General features: G+C 56.0%; 12 protein-coding genes. 2 read left to right on the top strand and 10 right to left on the bottom strand.

Annotated features, from left to right (window positions below):
- Window positions 1-163 precede the first annotated feature (163 nt).
- The 10 genes from Mal52_RS05450 to Mal52_RS05405 form a co-directional block, all read right to left on the bottom strand.
- On the bottom strand, window positions 164-3,463 hold the full coding sequence (locus tag Mal52_RS05450) for a cation-translocating P-type ATPase family protein (RefSeq protein WP_145374697.1): 3,300 nt from the start codon (window positions 3,461-3,463) through the stop codon (window positions 164-166).
- A 272-nt stretch (window positions 3,464-3,735) separates the two neighbouring features.
- Window positions 3,736-4,158, bottom strand: a complete 423-nt coding sequence (locus tag Mal52_RS05445) for an acyl-CoA thioesterase (protein WP_145374696.1) — start codon at window positions 4,156-4,158, stop codon at window positions 3,736-3,738.
- 54 nt (window positions 4,159-4,212) lie between these two features.
- Window positions 4,213-5,775, bottom strand: a complete 1,563-nt coding sequence (locus Mal52_RS05440) for a sodium:solute symporter family protein (protein ID WP_145374695.1) — start codon at window positions 5,773-5,775, stop codon at window positions 4,213-4,215.
- Window positions 5,772-6,008, bottom strand: a complete 237-nt coding sequence (locus Mal52_RS05435) for a DUF3311 domain-containing protein (protein WP_145374694.1) — start codon at window positions 6,006-6,008, stop codon at window positions 5,772-5,774. Before Mal52_RS05435 ends, Mal52_RS05440 begins: the two co-directional genes overlap by 4 nt.
- 35 nt (window positions 6,009-6,043) lie before the next feature.
- Window positions 6,044-7,336, bottom strand: coding sequence for an NAD(P)/FAD-dependent oxidoreductase (locus tag Mal52_RS05430; protein WP_145374693.1), 1,293 nt, complete (start codon window positions 7,334-7,336; stop codon window positions 6,044-6,046).
- Between the two features lie 7 nt (window positions 7,337-7,343).
- Window positions 7,344-7,889 (bottom strand): hypothetical protein, encoded by a 546-nt coding sequence (locus Mal52_RS05425; RefSeq protein ID WP_145374692.1) that lies wholly within the window; start codon window positions 7,887-7,889, stop codon window positions 7,344-7,346.
- A 344-nt stretch (window positions 7,890-8,233) separates the two neighbouring features.
- Entirely contained in the window at window positions 8,234-9,544 is a 1,311-nt protein-coding gene (locus Mal52_RS05420) for a coproporphyrinogen-III oxidase family protein (RefSeq protein WP_145374691.1), read from the bottom strand.
- 249 nt (window positions 9,545-9,793) lie between these two features.
- Window positions 9,794-11,170, bottom strand: coding sequence for a glycoside hydrolase family protein (locus Mal52_RS05415; protein WP_145374690.1), 1,377 nt, complete (start codon window positions 11,168-11,170; stop codon window positions 9,794-9,796).
- 193 nt (window positions 11,171-11,363) lie between these two features.
- Window positions 11,364-12,569: an outer membrane protein assembly factor BamB family protein gene (locus Mal52_RS05410; RefSeq protein ID WP_197534673.1), complete on the bottom strand. Its 1,206-nt coding sequence runs from the start codon at window positions 12,567-12,569 to the stop codon at window positions 11,364-11,366.
- The gene (locus Mal52_RS05405) at window positions 12,557-13,762 is read right to left on the bottom strand and encodes an iron-containing alcohol dehydrogenase (protein ID WP_145374688.1); all 1,206 of its coding nucleotides are present in this window, start codon (window positions 13,760-13,762) and stop codon (window positions 12,557-12,559) included. The genes Mal52_RS05410 and Mal52_RS05405 overlap by 13 nt, the downstream gene beginning before the upstream one ends.
- An 839-nt stretch (window positions 13,763-14,601) precedes the next feature.
- On the opposite strand from Mal52_RS05405, the gene Mal52_RS05400 reads away from it, so the two are divergent.
- On the top strand, window positions 14,602-16,245 hold the full coding sequence (locus tag Mal52_RS05400; RefSeq protein WP_145374687.1) for a S41 family peptidase: 1,644 nt from the start codon (window positions 14,602-14,604) through the stop codon (window positions 16,243-16,245).
- Complete coding sequence (locus Mal52_RS05395; protein ID WP_145374686.1) at window positions 16,242-17,132, top strand: hypothetical protein; 891 nt, start codon at window positions 16,242-16,244, stop codon at window positions 17,130-17,132. The genes Mal52_RS05400 and Mal52_RS05395 overlap by 4 nt, the downstream gene beginning before the upstream one ends.
- Window positions 17,133-17,202: the final 70 nt, after the last annotated feature.

Raw genomic sequence — 17,202 nt, 5'->3', positions numbered from 1 at the left:
GGTTGTATTCTACGATTCCATCACCAACCTGGGGTGTGCTCACTTCGTTCGTGCCCCCAGGCTAATATGTTTAACGCCTTTGGCGTTAAAACTTTAATCTTCGACTGACTTTCCATACCAATTAAATGCTCATTCACAAAACGCCATAATCAACGGCCAACCATCATGGTTCCGGCTGACCGACGAGTGGTTGTTCTTCTTCTGGTTGTGCTTGTGGCAACATGACCGAGTTGCCGGCGCCGAAACGATCCGGATCGAGGAGATACAAATTCTGCCGCCCCGCTACCTTTGGATCGATGATTGTCAGCGGACGCACCGACAACACGCGCTCGACCGTGTCCCAATACATTTGGGTGCGTGTCAAATGTTGGTTACTCCGGTGAGCACTCAAAAGACTTTCAAACCGAGCCGCTTCCCCCACCGCCGATTGCACTTGCTGCGCACTTTGATGATGCGCTGCATGCAGCTTCGACGCTGCTTGACCCGACAACGGGCTTTTACCGTTCGTTTCCGTTGTCAATTTCGCCCACAGCTCATCGTCGAGCGACCAATCGGCGACTCCGCCGGTCGTTGACGTTGGTGCGGATTGCACGTCACTGGTCGATCCGCTCAACACACGAATCGCATCTTCGCCTGCTGCTTCCAACACGTTGCGGGCATAATACGCTTGTGCATCGTTCACCAATTTCTGTTGCATCTCCATTGCATCAGCGACGTCACGATATGCGGGAACCACATCAATCGGCGGATGCACATCCAGCAGGTTCACACCGGTCAGTTCCACTCCCAAATCGTAATCATCCGCCGCACGCTGCGTCAGCTCCAGACAATCCGCCTCCATTTTCTGACGGCCACTGGTCAATATATCGTTCAACGGCAAATGCGCCGCCAACCCCCGCAACTTGGTTTCCGCTACGGCCCGCAACATGGTCTCCGGGTCCGCGCTGGCATAGGCAAACTTTTTCAGATCCCGTATGCGGTAATGCACTTCAGCTGTGATCTCCACCGGCACCTCATCACCGGTGAGAATCAAGGCTTCCTCCGGACGCGATTGATAATCGGCCCGCGTATGTTCCGACTGCCATTCCACAAACGCCTGTCCCTCGCCGCCCGCCTCACGCTGCGGAGCTCGAAAGCCCAACGGGATTGTGCGGATGCTGGCGAACTTTTCGCGGCGGACAACTTCCAGTGGAGCGGGCCAACGGAAATGGATCCCCGAATTCAACATCGCCTCTTGCCGACCAAAACGCGTGACCAGCGCCGATTCGTCTTCGCGAATCACCACCAGGTTCGACGTCAGCCAATAAACCAACAACGCCGCTGCAGCCACCTTGGCCAACATCTTCCAGTGCCGCACCAATCCGAAAGCCAACCGTGACGGAGACAGCGCTGTGGCCACCACTTCGGAAAAGCCGCCGAGCGATTCCACCCCGCGCCCCAACCGCGTTTCGTCCCAACGCTCGAACCACAATAACCGCATCGAATTCAACATCACCGCCAACGAGGCAAATTCATGGAAGATCGCACCGCCCACCGGGCTGAGAATTCCCCATGCGCACAAAATCACCCCCAAGCCGTTCATCCCAAACGCAAACAGATAAATGCTTTGACTGATCACGCGTACCAACTGCCGCGACAAACGCAACAAACCGGGCAATGGCGTGAGCGGATCCCCCATCAGGACCAAGTCCCCAGCCTCAGCGGCCACGTCGCTGCCGACTCCTCCCAGCGCCAGGCCCACAGTCGCCGAGGCCAATGCCGGTGCATCGTTGATGCCGTCGCCAATCATGGCGACCTTTTTGCCCGCCTTGGTCTGCGCTTCGATCCACCGTGCTTTGTCGGTCGGCAACAATTCGCTGCCAATTTCATCGATGCCTTCTAAGGCATCCGCCACCATTTGCGCGGGTTCGGCTCGATCACCCGTTAACAATGCGAACGACTCGATCCCCTCGGCGCGCAATTCGGCCAACACTTTGCGTGCTTCGGGCCGTAGCGTATCCCGTACGCCAATCGCCCCCACCAGTTGGCCGTCAATCGTTACCAACAGTTGCGTCGGGCCTAGATTTTCGACTTCATCCAACCGTTGTTCAAAATCCTCGGGCAACACGATGCCCATCGATTCCAACAACCGGCGATTGCCCACCACGACCCGGTGCGACTCCTGTGTATAGTCCGGTCCGAGCGATGACCCGCGAATCGCACCGGTCACGCCGCAACCGGGATGCGCCTCAAATTCTTCGATGTCCGGCACCACGCACATGCGGCCCTCGGCTTCGCGGACGATTAACCGCGCCAGCACATGTTCGCTCCGTTTTTCCGCCGCCGCCGCGATCCGTAATAACTCGGTTTCGTCCAATCCCCCCCAGGTGACGATCCCCCCCAGTGCCGGTTCGCCGCGTGTCAACGTGCCGGTCTTGTCAAACGCAATGCAATCGACCTTGGCCAAACGCTCCAGGGCAATCGAACCCTTTGTCACCACCCCGTTGCGCGCCAACCACGCCAGCGCTGCCATCACCGCGCTGGGCGTCGCTAAGATCAACGGACACGGACAAGCCACGACTAACACGCCCAAGGCGGGCATCAATCCGGCTCGCCAATCGCCGGCAGCGATCCGCCAGCCGACCAACGTGGCTGCCGCAGCTGTTAAGACAAATGGCAAAAAATACCGCGCCAGCCGATCCGCCGTCCGCTCGATGGGCGCTTTCCGCTCCATCGCCTCGGCCACCATCCGCAGCACCTGCCCGAATGTCGTCTCTTCACCCGTTTTTTCGACTTCAACCGACAGTGCCCCGAACTGATTCAACGTCCCGGCAAACACCTCGTCACCGGGAACTTTATCAATCGGCAGGCTCTCACCGGTCAGCGAACTTTGATCGACCGCCGAGGTCCCCGCTAGCACGCTACCATCGACCGGAATCCGTTCGCCGGGACGCACGACGACTAGCTCGCCAACTGCGACGTCATCGAGATCGACATCCACCTCGTCGCCGTCACGTATCACATGCGCGGTTTTGGGGCGCAGATTGAAAATGCTCAGCACCGCTTGCCGCGCTTTGCCGTTGGTGTAGCCCTCGATACTCTCGCCGCAAATGGCGATGAAGACCACCAGCGCCGCCACCTGCGGCTCGCCGAGAATAATGGCCGCCAAGCAGGCAATCGTCAGCGCCAAATCCGCACCGATCCGCCCATCGAATAGGCCTTCGAGCGTCTGATACAAAATCCGCGCCCCGCCAATCACCGCCGCCAGCAGCGCCAAACGGAAGCCGAACACGGTCTGATACGGTTCCCAGGCGGGATTGTTGCTGATTTGAATGACAAAATCAGCCGCCAACAGCGCACCCACAAGCGCTGTCAACAAATACAGCGGCGCAGAGACGTAATGAAAGCTCGTCGCTTCCTCGTCTTCAGGCGCGGTCCCGCCACTTTCTAAAAAAGCACGGGCCGATTCGGGTACGTAATGCATGACGGATCGGTCGGAGTGGACGGACGCAAATCCCGCCCGAACGGGGCGAGTGGAATACCACAAAAAAGACGTTAGGGGGTGCCACTGGCGGCTTGTCCGCCAGTGCCGCGACCAATGCGACCGTAACAAACCAGCCAACAACGAGTCGCACCCGCCGCAATCAAGACAATGCAGTCCCGATTCGTCTCCGTACGCATCACGACCGCCTGACAATCCATGCTACCCGACACCCGAAGCCGACGCCAGTGGCGTTGAGGTCCACGGAGACATCGTCAGGCCGATTCCGCCGGTTCTTCAATGAATTTCACGTCGATATCTTCCGGAATCGGGATCGAGACCAGCGGTTGACCATGCGCCACGATGCAGCAAGCGGTTTTCAACGATCCCCGGGCCAATCGCCGTTCAGCGCGATAAAATTCGACCTCAAACGTCAGCGATTTGACACCCTTGCGCATCAATTTCAGACGAATTTCGATCACGTCCTCAAAATAGGCCGGTGCCTCAAACGTGCACTGCGCCCGGACCCGCGGCCAGCCAATCACCGACCCATCAGGCCCCGTCATCGAAACGCTCAGCCCCAACGACCGCAAATAGGCATGCTCGACTTCTTCCATGTATCGATAAAAGTTCGAGAAATGCACGATCCCCGCCATATCGGTTTCGTGAAATTGAACGCGGTGGGTCGCAGTGAACATTCAGAAGCATCCAAACAATATATCAATGAATTCAAGTATGCCGGACCTTCGCGGTTAGCTTTGAGACTCCGGAAAAAACCGCCGCAACGTCTCATCCGGCGGCGGAGATGTCACCAGGGAGACCGCGACCAGCGCCACCACCGACGCCACAGTAATCGGCAACACGGGCATCATCTCCAGTTGCTGACCGAAGGCCGGTAGCTGAAACGTATAATTCGCATTGGCCCCAAATCCCGATTCCGCAAACAACCACAACCACATTCCCGCCACGGTCAATACACACGCATACGCCCCGGCCACGGTGAGACGTTTCCAATACAGCGCCGCGAACACCAACGGAAACAGCCCCGTATATCCGCTGAAACACCAAATGCCCATCGCAAACACGCTGCGCGGCTCGAACAGGCTGAGTCCATACGTCACTGCAACAATTGCCACGACAAATAGCCGTGCCCACATCACGATCTGTTTTTCACTGAACCGCTTCTTGTCCCAATAATGCAATACAATATCGTTCGTGAAGATCGATCCGATGCACAAAAACTGGCTGTCCAATGACGACATGATTGCCGCCAAAATTCCCGCCGACAACAAGCCCCCCAACACCGGCCCAGCCAGTTTGGCGACCATCAGCGGCAACTCCGTATTGGGACGCACATCCGGCGGCACGATCAACTGCCCGTTTAACGTCGCGGACGTCGCCCACACGCCCACCATCACGCACGGAGCCCAGACAAGCATGATAAACAGCGGATGCACGATCACCGGCAGTTTAAATGTCTGTGCGCTTCGAGCGGTCAGCCAATGCTGAAACACGTGCGGAAACATCCCGACTGACAGCGGAATCAACAAGTAAGTGGTGAACATAAACTTGCTCATCTCGCTCCGTGTCAATCGATCCGGATGAGCCTGGGCAACCTTGGCCGTCGCCGCCTGCATGTTGGCCCACAACCCATCTTGCCCGCCGATGCCATTGGCAATCACCACAAACGTCACTACACCCAAGATCATGAACACACTGGTTTGAAACGTGTTCGCCCAAGCAGTACCTCGCATGCCGCCAAAGAAGACGTAAATCAAAACCACGCTGCAAATCACCAGCGCCGCCAACCAATGCGGCACCCCACCCCGTGTAGCGGCAAACGTCTCAGGAAACGTTCCGATGGTTGCGCCGTTAATCACTGCTCCCGACGCGATCACGCCGATCAATAAATACGGGATCACCAGTCCCACAATGATCGGAAACAACAGCAGCCCGATTCCATTGCTCCCCAACCGGTCGCGAAAAAATTGAATCTGCGTCGTATAGCCGTGCTTGTACCCGAACGACCAGATCTTCACGCCGATCAATAAAAAACAAAGCGAATGCACAATCCCACTCGACGACGCCATCAAACCGTAAACGCCGATTCCTTCGCGAAACGCTTCGCCCGTTGAACCAACCAGCGCAAAGGCCGTCATCGTGGTGCCGAACAGCGACATCAACAACAAGAACGGGCCGATGGAATGGCTAGCCAACATGTAGTCTTCGCCCGTCCCGCGAAATAACCGCGACGAGAACAGGCCTAATCCCAGCAACAACGCCAAATAGACGCCGATAATCGCCAATTGTGTCATCCCTGCCCACCTTCCGTCGTCGGCGCGGTCGACGATTCGGCCTCTTCAGCGGAGTGCGGCCAGCAATAGATCGTTGCCAAGAACCATAACACCGCGGCGGCCAGCGATATCGCGATATGGGACGCCAGTCCGATCGGCACAATTCCCAGCAGCAATGTCCCATCGTCCCACCACCAAAAATCCTGGTGCAGGATCAACAGCACAACGACAGAAATCCAAATCACATATTTCATTGCGTCTTCCGAATGTGGTGTAACCAACGGCCCGATCAAACAGCTGTCTGCGGACTGATGTCTCCCATGGCGTCGAAGATCTCATCCACTCCCGGCCTGAACACATTGCCAATGAGGATGTCCACCAGATTCGAATGATACTGAGGATGCGCCTTGAGAAATTTGGCAAAACTGAATTCGGGCGAATAAAAGGCATACACCAATTTACGGAATGAATCCACGCCGCCGCGATATTTTGCCTGCCAGTTTCCCAACGCCTCGCCGCTCACATCTCCCTCTCCTAGTGCCGCATGGATCGCGTCGGCTCCCATCTCACCCGATTTGAGTGCCAGATACACGCCGCTGGAATAAACCGGATCGATGAATCCCAGTGCATCTCCCACCAACATCCAACCATCACCGGCGCCTTGCCGCGACGAATAGCTAAAATCTTTGGTCGTGTGAAAGTCGTCACAACGCGTCGACTCCGCCAGCCGAGCGGTAATGGCCGTCGACCGCTCTGCCTCTTGGGTGAAAACGTCCGCAGCGGAACCCCGCCCAGCAGCGAACATATATTCCATCGTCCCCGTGCAACCGACGCTGACGATATTGTCGGGCAAAGGAATATACCAAAACCAACTTTTCTTGCCGGGCGTCTGAATAATCAACGTCGCCCCCTCGTCGCGTCCCGGATCGCGGCGCGCATTCCGGAAATAGGACCAGACCGTCCCCATTTTCAGCTTGGGATCGGGCACTTTCAGTTTCAACCGACTGGCCAGAAACGCTGATTGTCCCGTGGCGTCGACCACTACCTTGGCTGAGACGTTTCGCGGATCATCCTCCCCCGCCAATTTCACGCGCACGCCCACAGCACGTTCGCCGTCAAAACGAACATCTTGAACCTGCGCAGCTGAATGGATGACCGCACCTTTTTTGACAGCGTTCTCCAACAACATACGGTCGAATTCCGCCCGGACCACTTGCCACGTCTGCGACGACTCGTGCGGGTTATGTTTGTCAAAATAAAACGGGGCCGATTCCTGATTGTTTTCGTTGACGAACTGCACACTGTACTTTTTGGTAAAGGCGCTGGCCTGCAATTGATCAATCAGCCCCAACCGCTCCAGCGTCCAGTACGTCTCGGGAATCAGCGATTCCCCCACATGAAACCGCTGCTGCCCGGCCCGTTCAAACAGCACCACGCTGTGACCAAACTCGGCCAACAAAGTTGCCACCGTTGCCCCCGCAGGACCGCCGCCAACGACGATCACATCGTACGCATCCTCCACCGGGGGACAGAACGCGTCGCTGCCAGCAGTGGCCTTACAAAATTTCCAATCGTCAGCCATTTTCAAATTACTCCGTCGCTGTCAGCGGTGCTGAGATCTCCAGCAAATCCACAGCTGGTTGATGGTTACAGAAAATTGTAGCCAAACGTCCGTACGTGACATCCCCTGGATTCATGCCAAAGTAACCCAGCAATTCCGGCCCCGGAGCCACACGCAAAATCGCCGCCAAGTCAATATGCCGCAACACATTATGATTGATCAACACCCGCCCCAACGGAATCTGCCCCGCCAAGATTTCTTCTCGAACGGTCGGAGTGACATAGGCAAAATTGAATCGCACAATCCCGAATTGCACCACCTCGTCCGTCCCGGATTTCAGCAACAGGATCTTGCGGGTATAGGTATCTTCTTCCAAATGTCGGTCAATGATTTTGACGTCCACATTGCAGCCATGGTACTCCTCCATGGTGACCGTCATGTGGTGGTCGTGCACCAACATCTGCTTATAAGGTTCGGGAGTCAGCGCCGAGGGGATGTGTTCCGCCTCCGACACCAAAGCATCGCTGCCGCCAAACAGTCCGGTCAAAGCATCAAGTTCGTGTCGTGGATTCACAATAATCTCGTCGCGTTGGGGTGTATCAATTACTAGAACCAGTTTCAAAACCCGGTTGCGCCTGTTCAGGAATCTTTAATACAAGTGTTTGCGTGACGCGTCAGAGGGTTTTGAAACGACTTGTAGTAGACCATCTCAACTCAGTTTTCAGGTACGGTGGTGGGGGAGACCTGCGGTCTAGTCGGTGCGGGGTCAGGAGACCCGCGCACAACTCGCGAGAGACCCGAGCACAACGTCGATTCACCTGTCCCTCGCCCGACGGCACCCAAGTGCCAACCCGACAGTCTAAAGCCTACAGCCTAAAGTCCTCTCCTCAAGCCTGTCCTCCTCAAGCCTCAAGCCTTCTACGTATACCGCACCTCGCGATGTTCTTCTTCAAAATATTCCGTCAGCAGCGAATCGACTTGCAACAATCCGCGGCGCGTGAGAATCACGTCGTCGCCCTCGACGGTTAAATAGCCGGCAGCTTGCTGAGCGGCGAAGGCGTCGCGGAATTCCTCGAAAATATCGACGCCGAACTTCTGGCGGAACGGCTCGCCACTGATGCGGCCCTCTTTGAGTTGTAAAATCACTTCGCGAATCAATGTCTGATGCGGCGACGGAGTCAGTGCGCGATTGACCGGCAACCGTCCTTCGTCACACGCAGCGACATAATCGTTGAGCTGATCCAGGTTTTGATAATGCACCCCTTGAAAATGCCCAAACGAGGCCACGCCCGTCCCCAACAAATCGATCCCGCGGAACAGACTGTCGCGATAAATGAACTTGTCGGTTTCCAGGTTCTTGACCACTTCGTTCCCGCTGCTGACTTTGTAGCCCACCCCCGCCAGCGTATTGAATGCCTCGTCCACCCAACGGCGTTTGGTCGCCCAACTCGCCACCGGTGACGCCAAGCCCCCCTCCTGCATCTCCTTGGAGATGATCGTGTTGTAGGGCAATTCCATCTGATAGATCGTAATGTTATCGGGCGACATCTTGCCCGCTTTGTCGACGCAATCCGCCCAGTTCTCGTCCGTCTCGCCGACCATCCCGGCAATCAGATCGATATTCACTTGCGGAAAGCCGACATCCTGAATCCAGCCGTAGGCCCGCTCGACCTCCGGAGTCAGATGCGCCCGTCCATTTTCTTCAAGGATCTTATCGTCGAAATTCTCGACTCCCAGCGAAACGCGCGTCACGCCGATATCGCGGAGCGTTTTGACTTTATCCAAACTCAACGTCCCCGGCTCGCATTCAAACGTGACCTCGCGGGCATCGTCCCAAGAAATCGAATGATGCAGGCGATCGCGCAATGATTTCAATTGCTTGGCGCTGAGGTACGATGGCGTCCCGCCGCCAAAATAGACAAAATCAAATTTGCGCCCGGCAATTCCCGGTTGTTCGGCCAACAGGGCGACCTCTTTGATCAGCGCCTGCACATAATTTTCGATCGCCTTGGCGTTTTGATCGGTGTAAACGCGGAAGTAACAAAACTTGCACCGCTTGCGGCAAAAGGGGATGTGAATATACAGCCCCAACGGCCCTTCGCGCCGCGGCGGTTGCTCGAAGGCCTCAACGATCTCATGCACGTTCTCCCGTTTCCAGAGCGAATAGGGAGGATAATTTGTGACGAAATAACTGCCAATTTCGGTGGTCGTCGAAGTTTCGCTACTCATAAGAATCTCGAATCATTTTTGCAAATGCGGGCCTAGCTCACATCGGTCAAGCAGGCCGTTGTTTTAAACCGCAGTGTATAAAAGATGCCCAATCACTAACTCGGCAGGCATGCCGCGACTTTGCGACATTGGCGCCTTTGCGTGAGACTTTTCTTTTAAAAGTTCTTGAGCACAAAAAATCTGTCGTCTTGCAGAAACAGCGTGCGTCGTGACGCTTTCTACAACACTGTGTTACGAAAGTTATGGTGGTCATTTAAAACGAAACGAATAGACGTCGGCGTCCTTAATGGTGAAACGCAGTTGAACAATCCCGGCACTCAAGTCGGGGTCCCTGTCCCAGGTGACCACACGGTCGATGGCGTCCCCGACAATCGGCTGCGAGAGACCAAGCACTTTTCCATGTTCATCCAGCACTTCAATCTTTAGTGAGCCGTCTTGCGGGACAACGGAATTCAACAGCAACTCTTCACCGGTGTACCGCAGTGGTTTCGTCACGACTTGACCACCGTCCTCACCTCCGTGCAGTGCAACGAAACCGTCCACGCGATACACAAATCGACGAACGCGGCCCGGTGTTTTCTGGTAGTAGTTTTCCGTCCCATAGACTGAAATTTCATCCGGTTTTCCGGGAAGCTGAACCATTCCCCAAACCATGTAATTGCTTCGATTCAAATTACGGTCTTTCGGGGCAGTGCGAGGAATCACGGGACTGGTATACCGGCGAAATTTGACACCGTCACGGCTAGCCATGAAGAGTGGTTCGACCTGTTCTGATTCCTCATAAAAACGTGTGGGGAATCCCAAGAACAAGTGGGGAGCGCGAAAATACTTCTGAATGGCGTTTGTGTAGAGTTCCACGGGAGGGGAGTCATCCGTGTATGTTAATTCTTGGCCCTCTTCCCAGTGAATAAAATCCTGGGATGTCGCTGTTCGAATCGCTCGAATCTTGTTCGGATAAACCCGCCAGTACGCGCGGTACTCCTTGCGGTCTGAGTCCCAAAAGACGATGTTTTGTGAGTCGAATCGTCCATTCTTAATGATGGGCTCCTCTTGCACGCGCTTCCAGTGAATGCAATCTGGTGAGGTAAAACCGATCAGCCCATGAGCGAGACCTCCCACGCCTTTGTAGCGTTCCTCATCTGGGGTCGCGGGATTGTCGTCCCGAAAAATGGTGAAGTTGTGGTGCACATTGCCGCCACTTCCCAGGTCGAGGATGTTGTTCTCTTTGTTACCGCGAAACGAAAACATGCCAAGATTTGGCTTCGTCCAGTGGATACCGTCTTTGCTCTCCACATAGACCGCAATTCCCCAGCCCTTCTTGGGATTCGCCTTGTCGTGCTGCGCTGAGCGATAGACCATCCGGTAGGTGTCGTTGTCCTGTAGAACGGTGAAATAAGCACAGATATTCCCGCCCCAAGGTTCGTCGTGAACTAAAACGACCTCTCGAGGCTGAGGATTCTGCACGACTTGCTGCACGTCACCGGTGACCGCCTCAATGAGATGGTTGTCAACGAACAATTCCAGCCGACTGCCAATATCAATCGGTTCAGCGCCCTGACCCACTGTGGACGTACCGAAGGTGGCAAGCAGAGTCACGGTGAATGCCAAAACCTTGGCTATTTGCACGATTCGCTCCGTTGGATTGTGTGAACTGTTTGCAAACTGATTTTTGTAGTGTATGTCGCGATCCGGTCGAATGTTTTACGTCGGAAATCATTCGGTCACTCTGCTTGACTAGGACCGCCGTGCACGACGGCAAGCCGTCGGTTTGGGATGCTGTGTTTCACGCCTTTGAATCTGTGTTTGATCTGTGGCGAAATCATTGGGCTGCGGGTTTCTTGCCGAAACAATAGATGTAACCTTTACTCGACTCCGATCCGATCACCAAGCAGCCTTCGCCGACCGCCGGCGAAGCAGTGAACGGGCGGCCGCCTACGAATCGAAAAACTTCTTTGCCGTCGGCGAGATTCACTCCGTACAACTTCCCATCGCCCGAGCCAAAATAGACCCGGTCGCCCACCACCACTGGTGAGCCGTCGACCGCGCCGCGGGTATCGAACATCCACCGCCCTTTGCCCGTCGCCCGGTCGATGCAGTGCAAACGTTTGTCCCCATTGCCCACCACAACCAGATCGTCGGTCACGGCTGCGGAGGAATGAAACGGGTAGTGCCGCCGCTCTGCTTTATACGTCCACAGGTGTTTGCCGTTTTTCCAATCGACCGCCCAAAACTCCGCATCGTGATTGCCTACATACAGCAGGTCACCCATCACTGCCGGAGAAGCAATCACATAGCTGCCGACTTGTTGCTGCAACGCGATGTTTTCTTTTCCGGTGGTGATATCAATCACCCGCAACAACCCATCGCAGCCGGTGGTGAATGTGGAATTGCCTTCGACCGCCACGGAACAATTCACCGGACCTTCGGTGACGACTTCCCACACTTTTTCACCCGTGGCTGTCTTCAAACAGTACAGTGACTGGTCGTGCGAACCGACGATCACGTGCTCCCCCACCACGGCAGCGGCGCCGACGATTTGATCGTTGGTCTGAAACTTCCAGCGTGCTTTGCCGTCCTGTCGATTGATGGCATGAAACACGCCATCCTCGTCGCCGAGATAGACTGTATCACCGGCAACTGTGGCGGCTGCGTTAAAACCGGGTGCGAATTCCTCGGGATCGTCGCTTTCGATCGACCGATAGGTCCAAATTCGCTCGCCGTTTTTCAGATCCAAGCAGAGCACTTCGCCTTTTAGCGTGCCGATGTAGACACGACCATCGACAATCGCCGCCGTCGCCGTCACCATTTCGCCCGCTTCATGTTTCCACAACAACTCCGGTTTCTCCGGCAGCGTGGTCGTGGCGATGCCGCGTTGCTCAAGCCCGTTGCGGAAGTTCGGCCAGTCGTTTTTCGCCGGCTTTTGCGCATCGTCGCCGTGAACGATCCCGCCCAGCAGTCCGCCGCAAGCGACGATCGACAACAACAGCCAACATACGGTGCGTCGCGCGGTCATCACATGGCGCATTCGTAAATCTCCTTCAAACTTTGCTGATCGACCGGACGCGGATTGAAATTGCCCGTCCATTGCTTGGAGGCCTCCTCGGCCAATTGCGACAAGGAATCGGGGTGGATATTCCAAGGCGCCAAACTCGTCGCTTGTCCGCTTTCGGCAATCAATTCCCGCACAAAATCAGCCAGCAATTCTCCGGCACGTGCATCATTGGCGGCGCACAAGCCGCAATCGACCGCCAAATCACCGTACAAGCGGCCGACCACTGCGGCATTGTAACGTATGATGTGCGGCAACATGATGCCCACCGCCACGCCATGCGTGATTTCATAATGCGCCGTGAGCGGATTTGCACAAGCATGCGCCGCCCCCAACATCGCATTCTCAATCGCCGCTCCAGCAAGATAAGCCCCCAGTTGCATTTGCCCGCGACCATCAATATCCGTCGGACGTTGCATCACCCGGCGGAAGGACTTGGCTGTTAACTGCCACGATTGACGGCTAAAGAGTTGCGAAACCGGATTCCGACTTGTGGAGACATACGACTCGACCGCATGGCTGATCGCATCGACTCCTGTCGCAGCCGTAACCGAAGCAGGCATGCTGACTGTTAATTCCGGATCAAGAATCGCGATTTTGCAAGCCGCCTTTTTATCGCCGCAGGCCATCTTCATGTGTGTCTTGGAGTTGGCAATCAAAGCAAACGACTGCGCTTCACTGCCCGTTCCCGATGTCGTCGGCACGGCGATCATGGGCAACATTGGTTTTGTGGCCTTGCCCACCCCCCAATAATCCTCCATCCGACCGCCGTTGCTGAGCAGAAAGTTCACCCCTTTGGCGCAATCCATACTGCTGCCGCCCCCCAAACCCACAATCAGGTCGACATTCGCCCCCCGCGCAACGGCCAAAGCGCGGTCCACATCGTCAGTTGTCGGATTTTGCTGGACATCAGTGAACATCGTCACGTGCAAACCGGCGGCGTTGAGCGATTCCAGCCCGTGTTGCGCATGCCCCGCTTGTTGCAATCCAGGGTCCGTGACTAAAAACACGCGGGTCCCGCCCAACTCAGTCACCAAGCTGCCCAATTGATTGAGCGTGCCGGGACCGAACACCACGCGCGTCCGCGGGGCATAGTCAAAAGGGACCAACCGGCCGTTCTCAACCGGGCGAGGTGTTTGGGACGGTTCTATATTTGTGCTGCCAGACATAGATCGGCGTCTTGGACAATTCTGTGAAGAAGTTCGGTGGGGAGGAATTTTCGGGTAGGTGTTGTCGGACCCAGGCTCCATTCGCAGACAACCGCATGATGTGGTTCTCGTAGAACGGCGTCCTGAGTGCAAGGCGCATGGGGTCAGCGGGGCTAGGCGACGCCGACACGTTCTGCAGTGACAACGGCCGCCTCAATTCTCGGGGTCAATTGTACGCGACCCCGTTGCGGAAGGCAAAGCGACCGGACCATTTGCGCCCATCCCTCGCCACCCGGACAGGCAAAGATTGCCAAGATGGCTGGAGTCGGGGGTTGAACCAAGCATGACCCCGACCGCGTGAACCGCTGGCAGACTTTCACCGGCCGTTGCCTCCCCGCGTCTTGCGACATCGCGCCGACTCCCCGGCAAATCTGGGTGGAAACGAGAGAAATAGTCCTATGCTTACCTTAGAAAACTGTTTCTCTATACCGGACGATCAGCATGTTCGGTCGTCAGCGGGGGGGTCGTGTGGTTTGTGCCTGTTTTGCCTGCAGTTGCCGAGCACAATTTTTTGACCGCCCCCCAAACGTGGTTTATATTCAACATTACCAACGCTGTGTTGTTTTTTTGAAACATCGCGTTGCCAACAAACCTCAACGTTGCTCTCAACAGGGCGGGACAAACGCGGCCGGTGCACCATCGGTTGCCACCGGTCATTGGCGAGAGGAGTCGAACCGTCCGCGCGGCTTTCGTCGCGGACGTACTCTCCGAGATAATCAGCCATCCTACAGATTTGCACTCCACCCACGGTGATGCGGACCGCTCGCGGTACGTCGCTGCTGAGGTGAGAGGAGGACTACATGCGCCTACGCAGTAAGATACAACTGGCCGCTCTGCTTTTACTCATCGCCTCGACGGCGTCCTGGCCCGGACTCTCCGGGTTCGCCGACTCCGCTCGTGGCACCGGGGTCAGTCGCGAAATCCAACAAGAGATTTCCACCGGCCGCCAACTCGAAGCGTCCCGTCAATGGCTCGATGCCATTGAGCACTACGAAAAAGCGGCCAAGCAATGGCCGGACAACAATTCGCTCAAATTGGGGCTGCGCCGCAGCAAATTCCAATTCAGCATCGTCCGCCGCTATTCCGACAAATCGTTCCGCGAATCGATGTTGCGTCTGCAAGAAGCCGAAGCTTTGCAGATTTATGATGAACTATCACAGACCATCGAACGTCGCTACGTAGAAAACATTGGACCGACGTCCATCGTCGCCCACGGCACGGAAAGCCTGTGGTTGGCGTTGCAAAACAAAAAATTTCTGCAAACCAACATCCCCAACGCCGACAAAACACGGGTGACCGCCTTGTGTCGTTTGTTGCGGGAGAGCTATTGGAACAAACCGGTACGGTATCACGGCCAAGCCCGACAGGTGATTTTAGAAATTTGCAGGATCTCACAGGCCCGTTTGGGACTGCGGTCCGCTCCCATCATCATGGAATACGTCTTCGGCAGTTGTAACGCACTGGACGACTACAGCAGCTATCTCACCCCCGGTCGCCTCAAAGATTTGTTTGGCAACATCGACGGCGAGTTTGTCGGACTGGGTATCGAAATGAAAGCCGAATTGGGCAAAGGGATGTTGCTCGTCAACGTACTTCCCGACAGCCCCGCCGACGCGGGGGGACTCACCCCGGGCGAATACATCGTCAGCATCGACGGCACGGATTGCCGCAACATGTCCACCGACGAAGCTGCCGAACGGCTGCAAGGCGCCTCGGGAAGTCGGGTGATTTTGGACATTCAAGGGGCACCGGGAACAAGGCTGCGACAAGGCACCTTCATTCGGCGTGCGGTCTCGATCAAGAGTTTTCCGATCGTCAAAATGGTCGACCCCAGCGAAGGGATTGGCTACATCCAAATGACCGGTTTTCAACGCAATTCCACCAGGGAGCTCGACGCAGCGTTGCGGAAACTCCAACAACAAGGCATGCGGGCCCTCATCTGGGATGTCCGCGGAAACCCCGGCGGCTTGTTGGATCAAGCCACCTCGGTCCTGGACCGCTTTATTGAGAACGGCGTATTGGTCTCCACCCGAGGACGCAATGGTCAAGTCAAAGATGTCATGCGAGCCACACGGCCCGGAACGTGGCGAATGCCGCTGGTCGTGCTGATCGACGGCAATAGTGCCAGTGCCAGCGAAATTGTTGCCGGAGCCATTCGCGATCACCATCGCGGTACACTGGTTGGCCGTAAGACGTATGGAAAATGGTCGGTTCAAGAAGTGATGCACACACGGGGCAATGCCGGCTTGCGATTAACAATCGCCAAGTTTTACTCGCCCAGTGGCCGCAATCACGCTAAAGTGGGCGTATCGCCCGATATTGAAGTTCCTGAACCCGATCAAAGCCGGACGTATTATCGCTCGCCGACCGACTTGAATGTCGCCGGGGACAGTGATTTGCAGGCCGGCTTGAGAGCCCTTCGCCGACAAATGGCCCAACGATGACGCAACAGGTCCCGGACTGGATCCACCAAGGCCGCGGTGCCACGCCCAATGTTGATTGGACCGTGAGCACCGAGGCACCGTTGGTGGCGTTGCAAATGGGACGCGAAACGGGCGAAGTCTTAGCGGCGGACGAAGCGGGCGGTTTGTATCTGATCAACCGCGCCGGAGCCATCAGCGCAGTCTCCCGCGGCCGCGCGCCGATTCGCGCCATCGCCTGGGGCGATACCGGCGGAGGAGGAATTGCTCTCGTTGGCAAACGCACCCTCTACTGGTTCAATCGTGGTCTAAAATTCGACAAGAAAATCGTCTTGTCCGACCGCGCCCTCAACGTGGCACTCGACGCGCATGCCGAATATGCCGTCGTGAGTCTCGATGGCGGCCAAAACCTCATCTTCGACGCGCCGCGAAAACCGATTCACGAATTCAAAACCTACCAACCGTTGGCCCATTTGGAATTTCTGGTCCACGAACCGGCAATTTTCGGTGTGTCCGCCTTTGGAATGTTCTACAAATTCGAATTCAGCGGGAACGAGATCTGGGGCGAAAACCTGTGGTCCGATGTCGGCGGGCTCTCGGTCTCAGGCAACGGCTCCACAATTCTACTGGCCTGCTTCGCCCACGGCATTCAACGCTACACGGGCGATGGCCAGAGCGATGGTTCATATCAGCTCGGCGAGACAGTTTCGCGAATTTCCTCCAGTTTCAACCCCTATCGCATGATGGCTGCGACGATTGAACAGCAATTGTGCTGGCTCGATTTTCAAGGTCAGGTACTCTGGTCCGCTGCCACCCCGCAAAAGACCGTCGCCATTCATTGCGACCCGTTAGGATATGGTGCGGTGTGCGGATTCGAGTCGGGCGAGATTATGCGACTCTCATGGGATTGATTTGTCAGTCACGATTTTTCGCTCAGTCGGTTTTGACTCACGATTCCCACGGGCGTTATAATTGAGCCTG

The sequence above is a fragment of the Symmachiella dynata genome (genome assembly GCF_007747995.1).
Classification (GTDB): domain Bacteria; phylum Planctomycetota; class Planctomycetia; order Planctomycetales; family Planctomycetaceae; genus Symmachiella; species Symmachiella dynata.
Note: the sequence above shows the minus strand (reverse complement) of the source record. Positions and strands in the feature narration are given on the sequence as shown.